This is a genomic window from Streptomyces sp. NRRL WC-3549, from assembly GCF_000721935.1.
GTDB lineage: Bacteria > Actinomycetota > Actinomycetes > Streptomycetales > Streptomycetaceae > Streptomyces.
Window position 1 is genome coordinate 20697 of sequence record NZ_KL585437.1, and the last position, 4611, is coordinate 25307.

Sequence of the window (4611 nt, forward strand, 5' to 3'; positions counted from 1 at the left end):
GGCCGCCGGTCATGTACTCGCAGCCGTGGTCGCCGACGCCTTCGGAGACGACGGTGGCGCCGGAGTTGCGGACGCAGAAGCGTTCGCCGGTGCGCCCGCGAAGGAAGATCTCCCCGCCGGTGGCGCCGTAGCCGATGGTGTTGCCGGCGATGGTCGAGTACTCGGCGAGGTGGTCGGCGCCGCGGTCGGGGCGGACGACGACGCGTCCGCCGGAGAGGCCCTTGCCGACGTAGTCGTTGGCGTCGCCCTCCAGACGCAGCGTCACGCCGCGCGGCAGGAAGGCGCCGAAGGACTGGCCGGCGGAACCGGTGAAGGTGATGTCGACGGTGTCCTCGGGCAGTCCCGCGCCGCCGAACTTCTTGGTGACCTCGTGTCCCAGCATCGTGCCGACGGTGCGGTTGATGTTGCGGATCGCGACCTGGGCGCGTACCGGCTGGGCGGCCTCGGGGCTGTCGGCGTCGAGCGCGTCGGCCGCGAGCGCGATCAGCTGGTTGTCGAGCGCCTTGGCCAGGCCGTGGTCCTGGTCGTTGACGCGGTGGCGCGCCGCGCCCTCGGGGAGCGCGGGCACGTGGAAGAGGGGCGCCAGGTCGAGGCCCTGGGCCTTCCAGTGCGTGACGGCCCGCTCGGTGTCGAGGAGTTCGGCGTGGCCGACGGCCTCCTCGATGCTGCGGAATCCGAGTCCGGCGAGGATCTCGCGGACCTCCTCGGCGATGAACTCGAAGAAGTTGACGACGTGTTCGGCCTTGCCGGAGAACCGCTCCCGCAGGACGGGGTTCTGGGTGGCGATGCCGACCGGGCAGGTGTCCAGGTGGCAGACGCGCATCATGACGCAGCCGGAGACGACGAGCGGGGCGGTCGCGAAGCCGAACTCCTCGGCGCCGAGCAGTGCGGCGACGACGACGTCGCGGCCGGTCTTGAGCTGGCCGTCGGTCTGGACGACGATGCGGTCGCGCAGCCCGTTGAGCAGCAGGGTCTGCTGGGTCTCGGCGAGGCCGAGCTCCCAGGGGCCGCCCGCGTGCTTGAGCGAGGTGAGCGGGGAGGCGCCCGTGCCGCCGTCGTGGCCGGAGATCAGGACGACGTCCGCGTGGGCCTTGGAGACACCGGCCGCGACCGTGCCGACGCCGACCTCGGAGACCAGCTTCACGTGGATGCGGGCCGCCGGGTTGGCGTTCTTGAGGTCGTGGATCAGCTGGGCCAGGTCTTCGATGGAGTAGATGTCGTGGTGCGGCGGGGGCGAGATCAGGCCGACGCCGGGGGTGGAGTGCCGGGTCCTGGCGACCCACGGGTAGACCTTGTGGCCGGGCAGCTGGCCGCCCTCGCCGGGCTTGGCGCCCTGCGCCATCTTGATCTGGATGTCGTCGGCGTTGACCAGGTATTCGCTGGTGACCCCGAAGCGGCCGGAGGCGACCTGCTTGATGGAGGAGCGGCGCGCCGGGTCGTACAGGCGCTCGGCGTCCTCGCCGCCCTCACCGGTGTTGGACTTGCCGCCCAGCCGGTTCATGGCGACGGCGAGGGTCTCGTGCGCCTCCTGGGAGATGGAGCCGTACGACATGGCGCCGGTGGAGAAGCGCCTGACGATCTCCGCGACGGGCTCGACCTCGTCGAGGGGGACCGGGGCCCGGCCCTCCTTGAAGTTGAACAGGCCGCGCAGCGTCATGAGGCGTTCGGACTGCTCGTTGACCCGGTCCGTGTACTTCTTGAAGATGTCGTACCGGCGGTTGCGGGTGGCGTGCTGGAGGCGGAAGACCGTCTCCGGGTCGAACAGGTGCGGTTCGCCCTCGCGGCGCCACTGGTACTCGCCGCCGATCTCCAGTGCGCGGTGCGAGGCGGAGATGCCGGAGACGGGGTACGCCTTGGCGTGCCGGGCGGCGACCTCCTTGGCGACGACGTCGAGTCCGGCGCCGCCGATCTTGGTGGCGGTGCCGTTGAAGTACCGGGCGACGAAGGCCTCTTCGAGGCCGACGGCCTCGAAGACCTGGGCGCCGCGGTAGGAGGCGACGGTGGAGATGCCCATCTTGGACATGACCTTCAGGACGCCCTTGCCCAGGGCGTAGATCAGGTTGCGGATGGCCTGTTCGGTGTCGACGCCCTCGATGAAGGTGCCGGCCCGGACGAGGTCCTCGACGGACTCCATCGCCAGGTAGGGGTTGACGGCGGCGGCGCCGTAGCCGATGAGCAGGGCGACGTGGTGGACCTCGCGTACGTCACCGGCCTCGACCAGCAGGCCCACCTGGGTGCGCTGCTTGGTGCGGATGAGGTGGTGGTGGACGGCCGAGGTGAGGAGCAGCGAGGGGATCGGCGCGTGCTCGGCGTCGGAGTGCCGGTCGGAGAGGACGATGAGGCGCGCGCCGTCCTCGATGGCGGCGTCGGCCTCGGAGCAGATCTCCTCGATCCGGGCGGCCAGTGCGTCGCCTCCGCCGCCGACGCGGTAGAGGCCGGCCAGGGTGGCGGCCTTCATTCCGGGCATGTCGCCGTCGGCGTTGATGTGGATGAGCTTGGCCAGCTCGTCGTTGTCGATGACCGGGAAGGGCAGGGCGACGCTGCGGCAGGAGGCGGCGGTCGGCTCCAGGAGGTTGCCCTGGGGGCCGAGCACGGAGCGCAGCGAGGTGACGAGCTCCTCGCGGATGGCGTCCAGGGGCGGGTTGGTGACCTGGGCGAAGAGCTGGGTGAAGTAGTCGAACAGCAGCCGGGGGCGCTCGGAGAGCGCGGCGATCGGTGAGTCCGTGCCCATGGAGCCCAGCGGTTCACCGGCGGTGCGGGCCATCGGGGCGAGGATGACGCGGAGCTCTTCCTCGGTGTAGCCGAAGGTCTGCTGGCGGCGGGTGACGGAGGCGTGGGTGTGGACGATGTGCTCGCGTTCGGGGAGGTCCCCGAGCGCGATCTCGCCGGTCTCCAGCCATTCGGCGTAGGGGTGTTCGGCGGCGAGGGACGCCTTGATCTCGTCGTCTTCGATGATGCGGTGCTCGGCGGTGTCGACGAGGAACATCCGGCCGGGCTGGAGGCGGCCCTTGCGGACGACCTTGGCGGGGTCGATGTCCAGGACGCCGACCTCGGAGGAGAGCACGACGAGGCCGTCGTCGGTGACCCAGTAGCGTCCGGGGCGCAGGCCGTTGCGGTCGAGGACCGCGCCGACCTGGACGCCGTCGGTGAAGGTGACGCAGGCCGGGCCGTCCCAGGGCTCCATCAGCGCGGAGTGGTACTGGTAGAACGCCCGCCGGGCGGGGTCCATGGAGGCGTGGTTCTCCCACGCCTCGGGGACCATCATCAGCACGGAGTGCGGCAGCGAGCGTCCGCCGAGGTGGAGGAGTTCCAGGACCTCGTCGAAGGAGGCGGAGTCGGAGGCGTCCGGGGTGCAGACGGGGAAGATCCGGTCGAGCGCGGCCTCACCGAACAGCCCGGAGGCGAGCTGGGACTCGCGGGCCTTCATCCAGTTGCGGTTGCCCTTGACCGTGTTGATCTCCCCGTTGTGCGCGACGAAACGGTACGGGTGTGCGAGCGGCCAGCTCGGGAACGTGTTGGTGGAGAACCGCGAGTGGACGAGGGCGACGGCGGTGGCGAAGCGGGGGTCGGAGAGGTCCGGGAAGAACGGCTCCAGCTGCCCGGTGGTGAGCATGCCCTTGTACACGATCGTGCGGGCGGAGAGCGAGGGGAAGTACACCCCTGCCTCACGCTCGGAGCGCTTGCGCAGGGCGAACGCCTTGCGGTCGAGCGCGATGCCGGTGCTCGTGCCTCCCGCGGGCTCCGTCCGGGAGCCGGCGACGACGAGCTGGCGGAACTCGGGCATGGTGGCGCGGGCGCCCTTGCCGAGGATGTCCGGGGCGACCGGGACCTGGCGCCAGCCGAGGACGTCGAGCCCCTCCTCGGCGGCGATCTCCTCGATCCGCCGGACGGCCTGCCTGGAGTCGTCCGCGGGCAGGAAGGCGATGCCGACGGCGTAGGAGCCGGCCTCGGGGAGTTCGAACGCGGTCTCGGCGCGGAGGAAGGCGTCGGGGACCTGCAGGAGGATGCCCGCGCCGTCGCCGGAGTCGGGCTCGGATCCGGTGGCGCCGCGGTGTTCGAGGTTGCGCAGTACCGTCAGCGCCTGCTCGACCAGCTCATGGTCGGCCACACCGGTCAGAGTGGCCACGAACCCGACGCCGCAGGCGTCGTGCTCGTTACGGGGGTCGTACATCCCCTGCTGGGCGGGGCGACCGTCCATGGGCGACCAGGCGTCGGAACGCATGGGCTCTCCCGTCGTCGTCGTGGCATGTGCTGTGCCGAGGGACGACGTTGGCCCTCTGCGAAATTCGTGCGGGGGTACATGATGGAACGCTTGTCACCAAGCGGAAAGGCCGTTCCAAAATGCGGACACCACGGATGCGTGGTGGAGGGGGAGCGCGAACCGGACGATCCTGTGGACGACTGTCCGGACGACCGCAGAGAGCAGGCGTCGTTGCCCGCGGTGTCTACGCTCTTTCCCGGAGGCCACGGAAATGAAACCGCCGGGTAATGACTACTTATGTGTAGCACTGCATAGCGTCTCATTTTAAGGCCCCCTCCCCCGTCCGCCCAGTGACGTGCGCCACGGCGCACGTCACATCCGCACGGTTCCGGCGGGCCGTCAGCCGCCGG

The 4611-nt window shown here is 70.5% G+C and carries 1 protein-coding gene; it reads right to left on the reverse strand.

Annotated features, from left to right (window positions below):
• A partial coding sequence (gene gltB, locus IH13_RS39085) for a glutamate synthase large subunit (protein ID WP_031089861.1) occupies positions 1-4222 on the reverse strand: 4222 nt, incomplete at its 3' end.
• Positions 4223-4611 lie beyond the last annotated feature (389 nt).